The sequence below is a fragment of the Winogradskyella sp. A2 genome (assembly GCF_046762865.1).
Lineage (GTDB): Bacteria > Bacteroidota > Bacteroidia > Flavobacteriales > Flavobacteriaceae > Winogradskyella.
Genome location: NZ_JBKQXM010000006.1, coordinates 36,270 through 52,493, shown reverse-complemented (window position 1 = coordinate 52,493; position 16,224 = coordinate 36,270). Strand labels below are relative to the sequence as shown.

Here is a 16,224-nt window from a genome sequence, read left to right as displayed (position 1 = left end):
AGAAAGTCAAAATAAATTATTAACTCATGGAAACATTATTAAAAGATCAAAAGATGAAAACAAGAGACCTTACTAAGTATCGCATTATAGATTCTAAAGTTCATTGGAATTTATCGCCAGAAAAATTACAAGCCATTACCGTTGAAAAAGGAATGGGAAAAGAGACTGCTAATGGCACCTTAGCTATTAATACAGGAAAATTCACAGGACGCTCACCACAAGATAGATTTCTAGTTAAAGATGATTATACTAAAGATCGCGTTTGGTGGGGAAAAACAAATAAGGGAATTTCTCCTGAGAATTTTGATTTCTTACAAAGTGAGATTGAAAAATACCTTAGCGGCAAAGAAATTTTTGCACGTGACGGATATGTTTGTGCTGATCCAAAATATAGATTGAACGTAAGAACCATTACTGAATATCCTTGGTCTAATATGTTTATTTATAATATGTTCTTGAGACCTACAGAAGAAGAATTAGAGAATTTTGAAGAAGATTGGTTGGTGCTTTGTGCACCTGGCTACGAATGTCCTGAGCCTGCAAAATATGGTTTGAGACAAGGTAATTTCTCTATACTTAATTTTACTAAGAAAATTGCCTTAGTTGGTGGTTCTGCTTACACAGGTGAAATGAAGAAAGGTATATTCTCTGCGTTGAATATGATATTGCCAGTTGATAAAAACGTATTACCAATGCACTGTTCGGCAAATGTTGGCGAGGCTGGAGATACTGCAATTTTCTTTGGGCTTTCTGGTACTGGTAAAACAACTTTATCAGCAGATCCTGAACGTAAATTAATAGGTGATGACGAACATGGCTGGACGGCAGAAAACAGAATCTTCAATTTTGAAGGTGGTTGTTATGCTAAAACTATTGACCTTACAGAAGAAAAAGAGCCAGACATTTATAGAGCCATTAAGCCTGGAGCAATTCTTGAAAATGTGATTTTTGATGAAAATAACAACGTTGATTATTTTGATAGTAGTATTACTCAAAATACACGTGTAAGTTATCCTATCTATCATATTGATGATATTCAAACTCCATCATATGCTGATAATCCTAAGAATATATTTTTCTTAACATGTGATGCATTTGGTGTTTTACCTCCTGTATCTAAATTAACTCCTGGACAAGCAGCTTACCATTTCATTTCTGGTTATACTGCTAAGGTTGCTGGTACAGAAGCTGGTATTACCGAACCAGTTCCGTCGTTCTCAGCATGTTTTGGTGAGCCATTTATGCCATTACACCCAACTAAATATGCAGAAATGCTAAGTAAGAAAATGCAAGAAGCTGGTGTAAACGTTTGGTTAGTGAACACTGGCTGGAGTGGTGGTCCTTATGGAGTTGGATCTCGTATTAAGCTTAAATACACAAGAGCAATGATCACTGCCATATTAAATGGAGATTTAGACAACGTTGATTTTGAACAACATCCAATATTTGGATTAAATATGCCTAAGTATTGTCCTAACGTTCCTACAGAAATGTTAGACCCAATGAATACTTGGTTGCAGAAAGGTGCTTACATTAGTAAGGCAATTCAATTGGCGCATTCGTTCCACTTGAATTTTGAGAAATTTGCTAGTGAAGCTTCAGAACAGATTATAGAAGGTGGCCCATTAATTGATGAACACCATCACTTAGGCGACCATGTTTAATAATTCCATGATTAGAAAGAGCCCATTTCTGGGCTCTTTTTTAATTTTATTGATACCATGAAATCTACTTTGCATATATTACTTATTACCCTATTGTTTCACATTAACTTATCTGCTCAAAATACTGGAGAAAGTGAATTAGGATCATTTTACGAAATTTCTTTATCCAATAGAATAACCAATAAACTTAGCATAAGTGGTTTTTTCACCAACTGGAATTATGAACTTTCAACAGAAAATCCCCAACTAATTTTAGGTATTGTGGGATTAAATTATCACATAAATAAAAATGTTACTGTTGGGATTGGATATGCAAATGGTGTCATTGACACTTCATTTGAAATAAACGACGTAACTAATATTTCAGAAAATAGGATTCTTGAACAAATAGTACTGAAACATAAATTAAATTCAATTGGCTTGTCTCACAGATTTAAACTTGAACAACGCTTTCTAGAATTTCCAACCGAAAACATTTTAAAACATAGAATACGCTATAGGTTTAAAAGTAATATCTCAATTAACAAAACTTTATTTGTTTCCATTTACGATGAAATTCACTTTAATTTAAATGAATTTGATTTTCAACAAAATAGAGCTTATGCCGGACTTGGAGGCAATTTAAATAAAAACATAAACGTACAATTAGGTTACTTAAGACACTCGTTTAAAACGAATAATTTCAACAGAATATCTTTACAATTAAACTTCAATTACGACTTTAGAAAAGAAAAAACAACCCAGCTATAGTAAAATAGTATAACTAAAATTAAGTTTATAGGTCATATTACTTTTTGTATCGCTTGTTCAATATCTTCTTTAATATCCTTTGTTGATTCAATCCCTACTGAAAAACGTATCAGTTGATCACTAATGCCAACATTGTCTCTCTCTTCTTGGGTGAGTAGCGCATGTGATGTCAAATGTGGAGAGATTACTGTACTTTCAATACCAGCTAAACTCATTGAAGATTTAATTAATTTAAGATGCTTTTGGAAATTATATGAGTCTAGGTCGTCAGTTAATTCAAAAGAAAGCATTGCTCCGAATCCTTTCATTTGAGATTTTGCTAATTTATATTCAGGATGTGATTTTAGACCAGGATAATAAACTTTAGAGACTTTTGGGTGCTTATTAAGCCATTTTGCAAGTTTCATAGCATTTTTAGTTTGAGCTTTAACTCTGAGACCCAAGGTTTTCATGCTACGCTCTAACATCCACACGGTCATATCACTTAGGCTTCCTCCTAAATTTTTACCAACATTCCATATGCGCTCTATATGTTCAGAGGTACTTGCTACTGCACCTGCACAAATATCGCTATGCCCACCAAAATATTTAGTTGCAGAGTGCATCACCATATCAATACCAAAATCTAAAGGGTTTTGATTAACAGGTGAAGCAAATGTATTATCTATGGATGTATGCACATTTCTAGATTTCCCCAATTCTGCAATGGCCTTTATATCAGTAATGGTCATTAAAGGGTTTGAAGGCGTTTCAATATGAATTAATTTAGTGTTTGATTGTATTGCGTTTTCAAAATCTTCAACCTTGTAACCATTAGTAAAGGTAAACTCTATACCATATTTGGGGAGTTCTTCTTTAATAAAATTAACCGTTCCACCATAAAGCGTATTTTGTACAACCAAATGATCTCCTTTTTGAAGAAATGCAAGAAACATAGTGCTTATTGCAGCCATACCAGAACCAAAAATTATAGCATCTTCTGCATGTTCTAAAGCGGCAATCTTTTTCGATAAAAACTCTTGGTTTGGTGTATTGAAATATCTTGGGTAACGTTTTACATCAACATCTAAAAATTCGTATGAAGAACTTAAATACATTGGTGACACAGCACCTTTAAATTGTTCGTCCTTTACCTCACCAACATGTGTGCAAATGGTATTCAATCCTAGTTTTTTCATAGCATAAAAATAAAGGAATAATACTAAAAAATTAAAATATATTAATTCTTATTAAGGTAATACATTACAATAACATGTGGAATAGTAATCGCAGCCAAAAACGCAAAGAATAAAGTAATAAAACGAATGTTAAGACTTTCGGAAATATAATAAACAACTACTAACCCAATTAGTGAAATCAACCAGTAAATAATAGATGACTTTACATAGCCGATAAAACTTTTAGTATTAACGTTACCATAAAGTGATTGTATTTGATCCTTTAATGATGGTAATGAATGCCATACAATGAAATAAATAGCAAAAGCCCATAACAAGGAAGCTAATTTGAATAATAAGGCAAAAAGAAGAATTAAGAATATCTCTCTAAATAATTCCACTTCTTTTTTAAAGTTGGATAAACTTAAATATCCAAAAATACCTGTTACAACTATACCGATTAAAAAAAATACTAAATAGTAGATTTCTGCAAATACAAATCCCGTTAACTCTTTAATTATAGAACTCGTAGCTTCGTAATTGAAATAAAAAAGTAGACCAAAAATTAAAATGCCATAACCTACGTAAAGAAAGTTACCTATGTTATTATGCACTTTTAATTGATTGCTAAAATGTTGTTCACCGAAATGATAGCAACTGAATGCAACAAAAATAAATAAGGCGATAAGGGGAAGCTTAATAAATATAAAACACGTAAAAAGAACTAATAGAAGATAAAATAATAGGTATTTAGTAAAGTGAGAAGTAGATCCTTTATTTAAAAAACGAATTAGAGAAATATCATTTGCACCATGAAAAATACCGACAGTTAAGATTAATCCATAGGCTAAATATGACTCATAGGTCACACTAAGCCTTTGAGTTAACCAAAGTAGAAAAACTGTTAAAAAAAGTCCAAAAATTGACGATTTCATATTTCAAAGGTACTCAAATTTGATTTTGTTTAATTTTTTTAAGATAATTTTAAACATTTATTGTTTAAGTTATTTTAAATTTGCCTAAACAAAATTAATTTAACATGAAATTACTAACCATTTTATTAGCAGATGTAAGTAAAATTGCAACTGATGACTACGTTGGTTTTACATTCTTTGTAGGATGTATGGCAATGATGGCCGCTTCGGCCTTTTTCTTTTTATCAATGAATAGCTTTGATAAAAAATGGAGAACTTCAATCCTTGTATCAGGATTAATCACCTTTATTGCAGCGGTACACTATTGGTACATGAGAGACTATTGGGCAGCTTACTCAGAATCACCTACATTTTTTAGGTATGTAGATTGGGTATTAACTGTACCTTTAATGTGTGTTGAATTTTACTTAATACTTAAAGTTGCAGGTGCTAAGAAATCCTTGATGTGGAAATTAATTTTCTGGTCAGTTGTGATGTTAGTAACTGGATACTTTGGAGAAGCTGTTTACAGAGATCAAGCATGGTTCTGGGGACTATTATCGGGTATTGCATACTTCATTATAGCATACATAGTATGGCTAGGCGAAGCAAAGAAACTTGCAGAACAAGCAGGTGGTGCAGTATTGAAAGCTCATAAAACATTATGTTGGTTCGTACTTGTTGGGTGGGCTATTTATCCATTAGGATACATGGCAGGAACACCTGGATGGTATGATGGCTTGGCCAATCTAGGACTAAACATGGATGTTATCTATAATATTGGTGATGCTGTAAACAAAATAGGTTTCGGCTTAGTAGTATATGGATTAGCAGTAAGTGCTTCATCTACTGCTGAAGCATAGTAAAGAATAATATGAAAAAGAATAAAAGAGCCTCTCAATGTGAGAGGCTCTTTTATTATACCAGTGTCAACTTCCACTTACCCTTTTTAAATAATATAACTCCTGCTACTGTTATCAAAACTTCAGCAAGTGTAATAGCCAAAAACACACCTAATGGACCAAGTTCTAGCTTTAATGCCAACAAGTAAGCTATTGGTAATTGAAATACCCAAAAACAAAAGAAATTAATATAGGTTGGTGTTTTAGTGTCTCCTGCCCCATTAAAGGCATTAATAATCACCATTCCATAGCCATAGAATATGTATCCAGCGGCAATGATTCTTAAACAAAGAGCTCCATTTTTTACAACTTCCGCTTCTTGTGTAAATAAACTGATTATTTCTGGTGCAAAAATGAGGTAAAAAATAGATACTATACCCATAAATATTGCACTGTACTTTCCTGTTTTCCAAACTGATTTTTCTGCTCTATCTGGTTTTTGTGCGCCTAAGTTTTGACCCACCAATGTTGCCGCCGCATTACTCATTCCCCAAGCTGGCATCATTGTAAACATAATCACTCGTATTGCTATGGTATAACCAGCCAAAACCTCACTACCAAATTCACTCATTATACGCATTAAAAACACCCAAGAAGATGTTCCTATAAGGAATTGTCCTATTCCGCCTAGTGACACTTTAATAAGATTAAGCATTACTGCCACTCTTAATACTATATCCTTAAACCTGATTTTAATTCTGCTCCAACCATAAAAAAGTACTAATAATTGAAATATGACAGCCGTACCTCTTCCTATAGTAGTGGCTATCGCTGCACCTTTAACACCAAATGCAGGTACAGGACCCAATCCAAAAATAAATAAGGGGTCCAATATTATATTTAGGCCATTAGAAACTACTAATGCCCACATTGCAACTGATGCGTCGCCAGCACCTCTGAATATAGCATTGATTAAAAAGAGTAACATTATGGTAACGTTGCCTCCTAACAATACCTGTGTATAACCGTAACCTTCAGCGATCAGATCAGGTTCTCCTCCCATAAGACTGAGAATATCTTTCGGAAAAATTATTCCAATTACACTAATAATTGCCGCTACAAAGACACCAAGAAAGATAACCTGGACTGCTGCTTGAGATGCACCTTCTTTATTCTTTTCTCCGATTCGGCGAGCAACAATAGCGGTTGCTGCCATACTTAAACCAATTGCCACAGCATATACCAATGTAATTACAGATTCAGTTAATCCAATTGTAGCCACAGCATTTACGCTAACTTGAGACACATAGAATATATCAACGATAGCGAAAATTGATTCCATCAACATTTCTAAGATCATCGGAATCGAAAGCATAAATACCGCCTTACGGATACTACCAGTTGTAAAATCTTGTTGTTTACCAGAAACCGCAATTTTGAGATAATATAAAAGCTGTTTGAATGAGAGTTTTTTAGATTGCATTAGGATAAAATTAATTATAAATGCAGAAATATTTATTTAATGACAACATAAATTCTCCTAAGAGACTATATACATTAATATAATATTCCTTTGAATTTTTAGGTAAATAAAAGATTAACTGAGCTTTAGAGCAGATTCAATCAATAAAGAATAATTACTAATTGTTCCTTTCGATTTTGTTGTAGGCCCTAATTATCAGCACAGCCCAAAGAACAACTAATGCCGAAACTATAATGGAAAACCAAAAAACTATATCATTCGCTTCCATCATCAACGAGTTTTAAATAAATCATTACACCAAGTAACGTTGGTGCCCAAAGACCAACAAACATACCATGCATTTGATCTCCATTAAGAAATAAATATTCTGCTACTAGAATTATAACTGCACATAAAACCAACATTAAAAGGTTTGCAGTTCCTAATTTTTTAAAGAAATCCATTTATAAAGTGAGGTTTAAAAGTTCAATTTAATAAAAATACACTTCTATTGTGTTTTTTTGAGAAAAAAAGTTACCCTTACTTATAATACAATCTATATTTTCTGTAAGCAAAAAACGCTAATATGGCAATCACCGCAATTGTAATCGCTATAAATTGAAAACTAAGTATTTGATCACCACTTGCATAGGCATGTAAACCTGACAGATAGAAATTAACACCAAAATAAGTCATTAAAATACTCCCAAAAGCTAATACAGACATTAAATTATACAACCAACGACCACGAAGTCCAGGAACCAATCGCATGTGTATTACAAAGGCATAAATCATAATACTAATTAATGCCCATGTTTCTTTAGGATCCCAGCCCCAATAACGGCCCCAACTCTCGTTAGCCCACATTCCACCTAGGAAATTTCCGATAGTTAACATCACAAGACCTACGGTAAGTGCCAATTCATTAATAATGGTCAGCTCTTTAATATTAATATCCATTCTGGCCTTATTCTCTTTGTTTGTAAGAATCATTAGCAATAATGCAACTACACCTAATATCATACCTATTGCAAATGGACCATAACTGGCTACAATTACCGAGACATGAATCATTAACCAATAGCCTTTTAAAACAGGTTGAAGATTTGCTATTGCAGGATCCATCCAATTCCAATGAGCAACCATAAGGATCATAGAGCAGACAAAGGCAGATGAAGCAATAGTTAGATTACTCTTACGTCCAAATAACAAACCAAACAACATTACTGACCAAGCAACATAAATCATAGATTCATACGCATCACTCCATGGTGCATGACCAGACAAGTACCAACGCATTACTAAACCAGCAACATGAAGAGCAAATAAGAATATTATTATACCAATTAAAGTTTTTATGGCAATGCTGAGCCATTTACTACGGTATTTAAAAATTTGAACAATTATAAGAATGAACAACACCGTACTTGCATACATATACCAACTAAACAGTTTCTTGAAGATATCGTATTTGTTATACATTATTTCAGCATTAATCTTTTCATTAGGTAACATTACCGAAGCACCAAACTTCTGTTGTGTCTTTTTAATACCCGCTAATAATTCTTCAGCCTTTGAAAAGTCTCCTGTTTGTTTTGCATTATTCAAGGTCACTAAATACGCAGTAAAACCATTATTAATAAAATTGCCATACAAGGAGTCTTTGATCTTCTCTCTATAATTACCTTCCCTAAAGTCTAAAGAGGAAATCCAAGTATTATTTTCATCCTCTGGTACAGGAAAAATTTTGATTGATCTTCCTTCTATGGCATCAGACAATAACCCCAATCTGCCATAAGCTTCTTTTACTTCTTTCTGAAAACCGTTAGGTACTTGAGCTTTATACGCTTCTTCTATATAGGGACCTAATTTATTTCTACCATCTGGTGTAAAGAAATCCAATAAACTCACATATTTTTCATTATAGTCTACACCAATTATAGTTCTAATCGAATCTGCTTTTCTAGGCTTTAAATAAATAATTGGCACATTATACCATAACAGCGGACTTTCTTGAATAGATAAAAATATTTGAGTTGCAGCAAAATCTTCATAAGTTTCTTTCTTACTTAATTTTCTTAGCATTTCAGAAGCGTAGGTATGCATTGGCATCATTCTACCACTGTAATCCTGAATCACCATTTTCGCAAACTCCTCAGCATGAGCCTTGGGTGTAATATTTGCTCTTAAAATAGAATCGATTTGAGTTTTTGTAGGCCTTAAACCAACTGAATGATCATGTCCATCATTTTCCGAATGCTCTTGGGAAAATCCGGAAATACTACACATTAAAACTAACATGGTTAGTAATTTCGCCTTCTTAGTTTTAAGTTTTTCTAACCGTTTTCTTAGTTCGTCAAAACGCGTATGTCTAGTAAACATTATGGCCAATAAACCAAAATACAATAATAGGTAACCAGCATATGTTAAATAGGTTCCCCACTGATCGTTATTAACCGAGAGAACTGTTCCTTTTTCATCCGGGTCAAAACTTGCTTGAAAGAATCTATATCCTCTATGATCTAAAATATTGTTCATATAAATGTGATAATCAAAATCACCTTTTTCTGGGTCTAAAACCGTTACTTTACTCTCGTAAGAGGAATAGGCTTTCTCAGTACCTGGATATTTCTCTGCTATAAAATCATTTAGTTTTACCTGAAAAGGTAACCTTAACACTTTAGATCCATATTGCAAAGCCATTTCCATTCCACCTACTTCAAACTCCTCAAATCCGTTATAATTTCCTTTTCCGCCTAACAAACCTACTTTTTTGGTTTCACCGTTTGCTGTTACGCTCATAATAATACCATCTGCATCATTTTTTAATATCTGAGACTTTCTAACAACACCAAATTCGCCTTTAATAACTGGTTTAGGAAATACCATTTGCATATTACCTATAATATATCTTGATCTTAAATACAACGGCTGTAAACTATCTTTTACAAGTTTACCTTGTGACATGGTTGCCATTGTTAAATACTCACCTTCATATGGAGAATTAATAAATAAACCCTCTTCAGATTCGGTAATATTAATTGCACCTTCTTGATAATTATTTAAAGTAATCAATACATTATGAAGATTGGCAATATCTCCATCTTTTAAGAAATGATTATGTGGTTGCCCATTACCGGCCTCAACAATTTTTAGATAGCGTTCTCCATTATCATTAGGAATTATATCTTTTTCTGCACCCTTTATAAACTCATCTAGTTTGATATTAACTTCAGTACCTCCATAACTAAAAGTTTCATCAAAATCATTATTTAGTCTTGGGGAAAAATCTACTTCTTCTTCGATATTACGCTGTTGTAACTGGCCATTTATTTCAAAGTCACCAACAATTCTACCTTTAATATAGGTCTTTTGTGAAAGAAATTCGCTCTCTGTGGCACCTTCTCTAATAGACATAATACCCTCATAACCAATATAGCGTGTCACAAATGCACCAACTAATATTAAAATAAATGAAAGGTGTAATGTCAGTGTAGCCCACTTTTCCTTTTTATGTAGTTTGTATCTGAAAATATTACCAACAAAATTGATCACAAAAAATACCATAATCGCCTCAAACCACCAGGCATTATATATTAATTGCCTTGTATATGGCGTTGGTGAGGTTTCCATATTTCTGTCTAAGATTGTACCTGTTGCCATAGCAACAGCGAAAACAATAAATAAGAAGGCGGTAAGTCGTGTGGAAAATAGGAAATTGAATATCTTCTTTTGCATAGCTTTTGGCTTATTTTAAGCTCGTGCAAAGATAATGCTTTTTAAGGATTAAAATATGTCTTTTATAGTTACAAAAGATGTTAAAATTACTCGTGTTTATTTTGTAGTTTTAAGCAAGTCGTTTTGTTCTTCCATTAACGCTTTTAAATCTGAAAGCAACTCTATATCCTTAGGCGTAACTACTGTTACATCCTTTGTATCTTGCGCTTTTCTTCGCAATCTATTCATAAATTTAACCACAATAAACACTGTAAATCCAATAATTAAAAAGTCTAAGAATGCTTCAAAAAGATGACCATAGGCAATTGCAACCTCAGAAGTTGTCATTGTACCAGTAGAATCTGTAATTGCATCTCTCAATACAAGTTTTTTATCTTGAAAATTTATACCATCAGAAAGCAAAGACAATGGAGGTAACAACACTTTTTTTGTCAAAACATCAATTACATTATTAAAGGCTGCTCCTATTATAATACCAATAGCCATATCCATCATATTTCCTTTAACGGCAAATTCCTTAAATTCATTAAATAGTTTCATATTCCTAACTTATATTATTGTTTATTTTCTTTCTTAAAATTTCTTGCTTCAAATATTTTTAAATATATAAAAGTACCCATTTTCCGAGCTCTTCTTTTGGCATTATTCGCATAATCGCCTTCAAATAATTCATCAATAGTTTGAGACCAATAATTTAGCCATATACCAAAGTGTAATTCTGTGATTGAGTTGTTATGGTCTTCATCTACCTTAATATGTGCCTTTAAGGGATCACCTGTAAACTTTGTTTTAAGAAATAAACTCGACTCCCAAAACGTGGTTAAATGATCTAAATGGGCATCCCAATCACTTATGGTATCATTAAAAAAAGGGCCCAGAGTATTATCAGCACGCACTTTTATGTAGAACTCAGTGACTAAAAGATGAATATCTTCTCTATTTCGAATATCTTTTTTCATCATATTATTCAAAGTTATTCTATTTGTGTTAATCTTATCAGTAGAGAATGGTAAAACTTAGTATTTTTACAGCATGTTATCAGTAGTTTTAATTGGTGCAGGCAATGTAGCCTCACATTTATTTAATGCATTTAAAAAATCAGAATCTATTGCCATATCACAATGGTTCAATAGATCTTTAGACGCTATAACTCCATATAAAAATGAAGTTGAAATAACTGACGATTTAACTGCCTTAAAAGAAGCAGATATTTATATCTTGGCTGTGAGTGACGATAGTATTGCAGACGTTTCTGATGCACTGCCTTTTAATAATCGACTTGTTGCCCATACATCAGGGAGTGTTTCCATACATCAACTGAGCAAAAAACTCAAACGTGGCGTATTTTATCCTTTACAAACATTTACCAAAGGAGCAGAACTAGACTTTAGGGAGGTACCTATATGTATTGAATGCTTAGAAAAAGAAAATTTACAAACTTTAAAATCCCTATCAGAAGGATTGGGTTGTAAATTTTATAAAATAAATACTGAACAAAGGCAAACTTTACACCTATCTGCCGTTTATGTAAATAATTTTGTGAATCAGCTTTATAGAATTGCACATGAAATTAGTGATGCTAAAAACATTAATTTTGATATCTTAAAGCCATTAATAATGGAGACTGCTCGTAAAGTTCAAGAAATGTCACCATATATGGCACAAACAGGACCTGCTAAGCGAAATGATAAGAAAACCATTAAAAGGCATCTGAAACAAATAGAAAACGAAGAACATAAAGTGATTTACGAACTACTTACCAATTCTATTAAAAAAACACATGGGCAACGATAAAAGCTATAAAGAATATTTAGAACACGTCACCACTTTTATTTTTGATGTTGATGGTGTCCTTACTGACGGCACCATTACAGTTACAACAAATGGAGAAATGTTACGCAAAATGAGCATAAAAGATGGGTTTGCACTTAAAACTGCAGTTGATGCTGGATTTAATGTTTGTATAATTTCAGGTGGCTCTAATGAAGGGGTTAGAAAAAGATTGCGTGGATTGGGAATTACAGACATCTACCTTGGTGCACATAACAAAATAGAGCAATTAGATGAATATCTAGATATTTATAATATTAAGGCAGAGTCTGTATTATATATGGGAGATGATATTCCTGATTTCCCTGTAATGAAACTGGTTGGTTTACCGTGTTGTCCTCAAGATGCTGTACCAGAAATAAAGGCAATTTGCAAATATATTTCTCATAAAAATGGTGGCAATGGTGCTGTACGAGATGTAATTGAACAGGTCTTAAAAATTCATGGGAAATGGAATGGTAATTTTGATGCCAAATATGATTAACTAAATGAAACGAAGAAGTAGGCGACATAGTACAGGATTTGGATATATTGGTTTTGGTAATAGTCAAGCAACATTTAATCAAAAGACCAGCACACCATTTTCTGTATACAAACAAAAGCTAGATTTAGAAGCACATTTGCATTATGAAATGCATTTTATGCATAAAAACCTTACCAAGGAAGACAAGCAAAAAATAAAAGATAAAATCAGAAAACAAGAACGTAAGCTTCTAATAAGAACCTCGATCATTAGTCTTTTTGTTTTTATAGGGGTCGCTTATTTTGCCTATTATATAATCAATCAAATATTATCCCATTAAAATATAGTATGATTCATTATTTCAAATTAATTCGTTGGAATAACCTACTAATGATTGTCTTTGTACAATATTTAATCAAATATGCCTTATTAGTACCATTTAAAGAAAAATATGGTGTTTTTACAGCACTAAGTAATATTGAATTCTTCATACTTGTACTCTCAACTATATGCATAGCAAGTGCAGGTTATATTATTAATGATATTTATGACGTTGAGACCGATAAAATAAACAAACCGAATCAGCTCATAATAAATAAACACATTTCAGAAAAGATAGGTTTCAACCTATTTATTGCTCTCAATGTAATTGGGGTTGGGCTAGGGTTTTATTTATCTAACAGTATAGGAAAACCTAGCTTTTTTGTTCTATTTGTTGTTGCTTCGGCTTTACTTTACCTATACTCTACTGCTTTAAAACAAATAATGCTTGTAGGAAACATAATTATTTCTTTTGTGGTTGCCTTAAGTGTTTTAATGGTTGGTGTTTTTGAATTGCTTCCTGTAATGAACGAAATAAACAGAACTGCGCAACAAACATTTTTAGATCTAATATTAGACTATGCCACTTTTGCATTTTTAATCAATCTAGTGAGAGAATTGATTAAGGACATTGAAGATATTAATGGAGATCATAACGCTGGTATGAAAACCCTACCTGTCGTTATTGGTAGAGTACGCGCTAATAATTTTGCTTTTATAGTATCACTTTTACCAATTTTTGCAATTATATATTATGTAATAACCTATTTATTTAAGCAACAATTGGTAGTGGGTTATTTTTTGGTCTTTGTTTTGGGACCCCTTATTTATTCAAGTATTAAGATTTTTAATGCAGAGCAAAAATCAGATTATAAACATATTAGTACTGTACTAAAAATTGTAATGATCACTGGTATGCTATCAGTCTTAACGTATCAATACATCTTAATGTAAGTGCAATGCTAAAAGACAAACTTAAAGATTATAATATCATCCTTGCTTCAGCCTCTCCAAGACGTCATGCATTTTTAAGAGGAATGGATTTAAATTTTGAAATTAGACTTCATCCTGTTGATGAGGTTTATCCAAGTCATTTAAAAGCAAACGAAATCACTGATTATCTTGCAAAATTAAAATCCGAACCGTTTTTAAATGATTTAAAAGCTAATGATATACTTATAACTAGTGATACCATAGTTTGGTTAGAAGGAAAACCTATTGAAAAACCAAAAGACGAACAACATGCCTTCAATATGATCAAATCTATGAGCAATAAAACTCATGAGGTTATTACTTCAATTTGTTTTACTCAAAAACAATCACAAAAAATTGTGCACACTATAACCAAAGTAACTTTTAGAGCGCTTGAGGATGAAGAAATTTGGTATTATATAAAAAACTTCAAACCATTTGATAAGGCTGGTGCTTATGGTATACAAGAATGGATAGGTTCCATTGGTATAAGCAGCATTGAAGGTTCTTATAATAATGTTGTTGGCCTTCCCACACATTTACTTTATGAAACGTTAAATAGCATTGCTATGGATGAGTAGGGTCGTAACTTTGTAAGAAACAATTTGTTATGAAAAGATTAGTCTTTTTCTTGCCTCTCATATTTTTATTTGTTTTTATTTCCTGTGAAGAGAAAGAAACAAAAATCACTGAAGATATTGCTGTTTATGAAACCGTGGATAAACCGCCTTTATCAAAAACCAAGCTTTCTTCAGAATTTAAAGATTATTGGTATAATGGTGATGCGGAGATTACATCTTATAAATTAGAGCAAGCACGCTATGGTGAAATTAGAGAAGGAAGTGCAGTTATGGTTTTCGTTACCGAAGATTTTTTGCCAGACTTACAGGTGAAAGCTGACAACTACAGTAAAAAAAATATTCCCGTTTTAAAACTAAATGCTACAAAAAAATTTAATACTGGTATCTATCCTTATTCGATAATGCAGAGTACATTTTATCCTGTTTCAAACAACGAACATGCTCTAAAAGTAACAGCTTCAGTCCAAGATTGGTGTGGTCATGTTTATTCTCAATTAAATAACAGAAAACAATTTGAATTAATATCACATTCGTATTTTCAGGGTGAGGCAGACCAAAACTATAAACTAAATAAAACTTGGATTGAAAATGAACTTTGGACGAAATTAAGAATAAACCCCAAAAGCTTACCAACAGGAGATATAGATATAATTCCATCCTTAGAATTTACAAGATTAAAGCACCAAGAAATTAAAGCCTACAAAGCCTTTGCAGTATTAAAGGATGGTATGTATATGTTGTCATACCCAAGTTTAAACAGAACGCTTCAAATTAATTTTGAAACAAGTTTCCCATACCAAATAAATAGTTGGGAAGAAACCTCAGTCAATGGTTACGGTTCCAATTCTAAAACATTAACAACAAAGGCTACTAGGCTTGAATCTATAAAATCTGCGTATTGGAATAAGAATAGTAACGTTGATACTGGATTGAGAAAAACCTTAAAACTGCAATAGAATTAAAGCTATATTTGTTAAAGACAAATTTGCTTTACAATGTTAGATTTTTATCTCACCTATCAATCTGAAATAATTTACTCGGCAATACTATTGCTTGTTCTTTTTGTTATCAGAGCAATAATTATTCTCACTGTCAAAAAAATTGGTAAAAAAAGTGGTACATCAGAAGCACGAGCCATACTTATTGGCCGTTATGTGACAGTATCCCTTGTGCTACTTGCCTTACTGATAGAAGCCTTTATTCTAGGTGCAAATACTCAGGATATTACGCTATTGTTTTCATCAGTATTTGCTGTTATTGGTATTGCTTTATTTGCAATTTGGTCTATTTTAAGCAATGTTACATCTGGTGTTATTATGTTCTTTTCATTTCCATATAAAGTCGGTGACAAAATAAGGATTCACGATAAGGATTATCCAGTGGAAGCCATAATAGAAGATATCAGAGCATTTCAATTAATTTTAAGAGACGAGAATGGAGATCTTGTAACTTACCCTAACAATTTAATTCTTCAGAAAGCTGTAACTTTAGTGCAAAAGGATGCCTTAAATGAAAGCAATTTACCTTAAT

Annotated in this window: 17 protein-coding genes; 10 read left to right on the top strand and 7 right to left on the bottom strand. The window is 32.5% G+C overall.

The genetic code is table 11. The features are described 5' to 3' along the window. Nucleotides 1-26 precede the first annotated feature (26 nt). Together pckA and ACFWV9_RS12230 are read left to right on the top strand one after the other, a co-directional pair. On the top strand, nt 27-1,664 hold the full coding sequence (gene pckA, locus ACFWV9_RS12235) for a phosphoenolpyruvate carboxykinase (ATP) (protein ID WP_411895512.1): 1,638 nt from the start codon (nt 27-29) through the stop codon (nt 1,662-1,664). Nucleotides 1,665-1,721: 57 nt separating this feature from the next. Then, complete coding sequence (locus tag ACFWV9_RS12230) at nt 1,722-2,414, top strand: DUF2490 domain-containing protein (RefSeq protein WP_411895511.1); 693 nt, start codon at nt 1,722-1,724, stop codon at nt 2,412-2,414. Between the two features lie 32 nt (nt 2,415-2,446). Here the strand turns inward: ACFWV9_RS12230 and ACFWV9_RS12225 are convergent, their stop codons facing one another. Together ACFWV9_RS12225 and ACFWV9_RS12220 are read right to left on the bottom strand one after the other, a co-directional pair. After that, the gene (locus tag ACFWV9_RS12225) at nt 2,447-3,592 is read right to left on the bottom strand and encodes a trans-sulfuration enzyme family protein (RefSeq protein WP_411895510.1); all 1,146 of its coding nucleotides are present in this window, start codon (nt 3,590-3,592) and stop codon (nt 2,447-2,449) included. Between the two features lie 41 nt (nt 3,593-3,633). Beyond that, nucleotides 3,634-4,506 (bottom strand): Brp/Blh family beta-carotene 15,15'-dioxygenase, encoded by an 873-nt coding sequence (locus tag ACFWV9_RS12220; RefSeq protein ID WP_411895509.1) that lies wholly within the window; start codon nt 4,504-4,506, stop codon nt 3,634-3,636. A gap of 104 nt (nt 4,507-4,610) precedes the next feature. On the opposite strand from ACFWV9_RS12220, the gene ACFWV9_RS12215 reads away from it, so the two are divergent. After that, nucleotides 4,611-5,348: a bacteriorhodopsin-like gene (locus ACFWV9_RS12215; RefSeq protein ID WP_411895508.1), complete on the top strand. Its 738-nt coding sequence runs from the start codon at nt 4,611-4,613 to the stop codon at nt 5,346-5,348. A 55-nt stretch (nt 5,349-5,403) separates the two neighbouring features. Here the strand turns inward: ACFWV9_RS12215 and ACFWV9_RS12210 are convergent, their stop codons facing one another. From ACFWV9_RS12210 to ACFWV9_RS12190, 5 genes are all read right to left on the bottom strand, one after another. Then, a complete protein-coding gene (locus tag ACFWV9_RS12210) occupies nt 5,404-6,810 on the bottom strand; it encodes an MATE family efflux transporter (RefSeq protein WP_411895507.1) in 1,407 nt (468 codons plus the stop codon). Between the two features lie 254 nt (nt 6,811-7,064). Continuing rightward, nucleotides 7,065-7,253 (bottom strand): hypothetical protein, encoded by a 189-nt coding sequence (locus ACFWV9_RS12205; protein ID WP_411895506.1) that lies wholly within the window; start codon nt 7,251-7,253, stop codon nt 7,065-7,067. A 76-nt stretch (nt 7,254-7,329) separates the two neighbouring features. Further along, nucleotides 7,330-10,527 carry a cytochrome c biogenesis protein CcsA gene (ccsA, locus tag ACFWV9_RS12200; protein WP_411895505.1) on the bottom strand — a complete coding sequence of 1,066 codons (3,198 nt, stop codon included), beginning with the start codon at nt 10,525-10,527 and terminating at the stop codon, nt 7,330-7,332. Between the two features lie 96 nt (nt 10,528-10,623). After that, nucleotides 10,624-11,067, bottom strand: a complete 444-nt coding sequence (mscL, locus tag ACFWV9_RS12195) for a large conductance mechanosensitive channel protein MscL (RefSeq protein ID WP_411895504.1) — start codon at nt 11,065-11,067, stop codon at nt 10,624-10,626. A 14-nt stretch (nt 11,068-11,081) separates the two neighbouring features. Continuing rightward, nucleotides 11,082-11,486, bottom strand: coding sequence for a group III truncated hemoglobin (locus ACFWV9_RS12190; RefSeq protein ID WP_411895688.1), 405 nt, complete (start codon nt 11,484-11,486; stop codon nt 11,082-11,084). A 73-nt stretch (nt 11,487-11,559) separates the two neighbouring features. Here ACFWV9_RS12190 and ACFWV9_RS12185 point away from each other — a divergent pair, with 73 nt between their 5' ends. Genes ACFWV9_RS12185 through ACFWV9_RS12155 form a run of 7 tightly spaced genes read left to right on the top strand, consistent with a single transcriptional unit; the run spans nt 11,560 to nt 16,223 of the window. Further along, nucleotides 11,560-12,321 (top strand): Rossmann-like and DUF2520 domain-containing protein, encoded by a 762-nt coding sequence (locus tag ACFWV9_RS12185; RefSeq protein WP_411895503.1) that lies wholly within the window; start codon nt 11,560-11,562, stop codon nt 12,319-12,321. Beyond that, a complete protein-coding gene (locus ACFWV9_RS12180) occupies nt 12,308-12,841 on the top strand; it encodes a KdsC family phosphatase (RefSeq protein ID WP_411895502.1) in 534 nt (177 codons plus the stop codon). Before ACFWV9_RS12185 ends, ACFWV9_RS12180 begins: the two co-directional genes overlap by 14 nt. 4 nt (nt 12,842-12,845) lie before the next feature. After that, the gene (locus ACFWV9_RS12175; RefSeq protein WP_411895501.1) at nt 12,846-13,160 is read left to right on the top strand and encodes a hypothetical protein; all 315 of its coding nucleotides are present in this window, start codon (nt 12,846-12,848) and stop codon (nt 13,158-13,160) included. An 8-nt stretch (nt 13,161-13,168) separates the two neighbouring features. Continuing rightward, entirely contained in the window at nt 13,169-14,095 is a 927-nt protein-coding gene (locus tag ACFWV9_RS12170) for a geranylgeranylglycerol-phosphate geranylgeranyltransferase (protein WP_411895500.1), read from the top strand. Between the two features lie 5 nt (nt 14,096-14,100). After that, complete coding sequence (locus ACFWV9_RS12165) at nt 14,101-14,694, top strand: Maf-like protein (protein WP_411895499.1); 594 nt, start codon at nt 14,101-14,103, stop codon at nt 14,692-14,694. 29 nt (nt 14,695-14,723) lie between these two features. Continuing rightward, nucleotides 14,724-15,650 (top strand): septum formation inhibitor Maf, encoded by a 927-nt coding sequence (locus ACFWV9_RS12160; protein ID WP_411895498.1) that lies wholly within the window; start codon nt 14,724-14,726, stop codon nt 15,648-15,650. Nucleotides 15,651-15,689: 39 nt separating this feature from the next. After that, nucleotides 15,690-16,223, top strand: coding sequence for a mechanosensitive ion channel domain-containing protein (locus ACFWV9_RS12155; protein WP_411895497.1), 534 nt, complete (start codon nt 15,690-15,692; stop codon nt 16,221-16,223). Nucleotide 16,224 lies beyond the last annotated feature (1 nt).

Bases quoted from the DNA above. Each gene is read 5' to 3' on its own strand.
- ACFWV9_RS12175 (WP_411895501.1), top strand. From the start codon at position 12,846: ATGAAACGAAGAAGTAGGCGACATAGTACAGGATTTGGATATATTGGT.
- ACFWV9_RS12225 (WP_411895510.1), bottom strand. From the start codon at position 3,592: ATGAAAAAACTAGGATTGAATACCATTTGCACACATGTTGGTGAGGTA.
- ACFWV9_RS12190 (WP_411895688.1), bottom strand. From the start codon at position 11,486: ATGAAAAAAGATATTCGAAATAGAGAAGATATTCATCTTTTAGTCACT.
- ACFWV9_RS12155 (WP_411895497.1), top strand. From the start codon at position 15,690: ATGTTAGATTTTTATCTCACCTATCAATCTGAAATAATTTACTCGGCA.
- ACFWV9_RS12210 (WP_411895507.1), bottom strand. From the start codon at position 6,810: ATGCAATCTAAAAAACTCTCATTCAAACAGCTTTTATATTATCTCAAA.
- ACFWV9_RS12170 (WP_411895500.1), top strand. From the start codon at position 13,169: ATGATTCATTATTTCAAATTAATTCGTTGGAATAACCTACTAATGATT.
- ACFWV9_RS12165 (WP_411895499.1), top strand. From the start codon at position 14,101: ATGCTAAAAGACAAACTTAAAGATTATAATATCATCCTTGCTTCAGCC.
- ACFWV9_RS12215 (WP_411895508.1), top strand. From the start codon at position 4,611: ATGAAATTACTAACCATTTTATTAGCAGATGTAAGTAAAATTGCAACT.
- ACFWV9_RS12205 (WP_411895506.1), bottom strand. From the start codon at position 7,253: ATGGATTTCTTTAAAAAATTAGGAACTGCAAACCTTTTAATGTTGGTT.
- ACFWV9_RS12220 (WP_411895509.1), bottom strand. From the start codon at position 4,506: ATGAAATCGTCAATTTTTGGACTTTTTTTAACAGTTTTTCTACTTTGG.
- ccsA (WP_411895505.1), bottom strand. From the start codon at position 10,527: ATGCAAAAGAAGATATTCAATTTCCTATTTTCCACACGACTTACCGCC.
- mscL (WP_411895504.1), bottom strand. From the start codon at position 11,067: ATGAAACTATTTAATGAATTTAAGGAATTTGCCGTTAAAGGAAATATG.
- ACFWV9_RS12180 (WP_411895502.1), top strand. From the start codon at position 12,308: ATGGGCAACGATAAAAGCTATAAAGAATATTTAGAACACGTCACCACT.
- pckA (WP_411895512.1), top strand. From the start codon at position 27: ATGGAAACATTATTAAAAGATCAAAAGATGAAAACAAGAGACCTTACT.
- ACFWV9_RS12230 (WP_411895511.1), top strand. From the start codon at position 1,722: ATGAAATCTACTTTGCATATATTACTTATTACCCTATTGTTTCACATT.
- ACFWV9_RS12160 (WP_411895498.1), top strand. From the start codon at position 14,724: ATGAAAAGATTAGTCTTTTTCTTGCCTCTCATATTTTTATTTGTTTTT.
- ACFWV9_RS12185 (WP_411895503.1), top strand. From the start codon at position 11,560: ATGTTATCAGTAGTTTTAATTGGTGCAGGCAATGTAGCCTCACATTTA.